The organism is Adlercreutzia sp. DFI.6.23 (assembly GCF_024462535.1).
Classification (GTDB): Bacteria; Actinomycetota; Coriobacteriia; order Coriobacteriales; family Eggerthellaceae; genus Adlercreutzia; species Adlercreutzia rubneri.
The window spans coordinates 1-415 of the sequence record NZ_JANGBP010000156.1 but is presented as its reverse complement, the minus strand read 5'-3'; the positions used below and the strand labels follow the sequence as shown (position 1 = coordinate 415).

Here is a 415-nt window from a genome sequence, read left to right as displayed (position 1 = left end):
TTCCATCATGTTGCGGTACAGCGTGGGACTCTGCCGCATGCCTTCAGGGCGTCGTCCATGGCCCGGCCGGCCTCTCCGCAGACGATATCGAGAATGGCCTCACCCGTGAGCGCGCGCTTGCTGAGCGATTTCATGCGCGCCGCGAACCGGAGCGCGCCGACGGCGTAGTCGCAGAAGTAGCTATCTGAGAGCGTTCCAGCCGGCGCGTGCACGATGAACCGCGACACCCAGGTACGATCTCCCAGGCGGCTCTGGGGGCTGCGCCCGTCGGAGAGCGGGCGGCCCGACAGCAGCAGGCCCGCCAGCTCCTTGTGGCTCACGCCGCAATGGCGCTTCGCCAAATCGAACAGCACGGAAGTGGGTGTGGCATCGATGGGGGTCATACGCCCTCCTCATTGGTCTCATCAGCCAATTC

General features: G+C 65.5%; 1 protein-coding gene. It reads right to left on the bottom strand.

Going from position 1 to position 415, the window contains the following annotated elements:
* Positions 1–5: 5 nt before the first annotated feature.
* Positions 6–383 carry a hypothetical protein gene (locus tag NE591_RS12785; RefSeq protein WP_256156804.1) on the bottom strand — a complete coding sequence of 126 codons (378 nt, stop codon included), beginning with the start codon at positions 381–383 and terminating at the stop codon, positions 6–8.
* Between the last annotated feature and the right edge of the window lie 32 nt (positions 384–415).

Coding starts and splice junctions, on each gene's coding strand:
- NE591_RS12785 (WP_256156804.1), bottom strand. CDS start 383: ATGACCCCCATCGATGCCACACCCACTTCCGTGCTGTTCGATTTGGCG.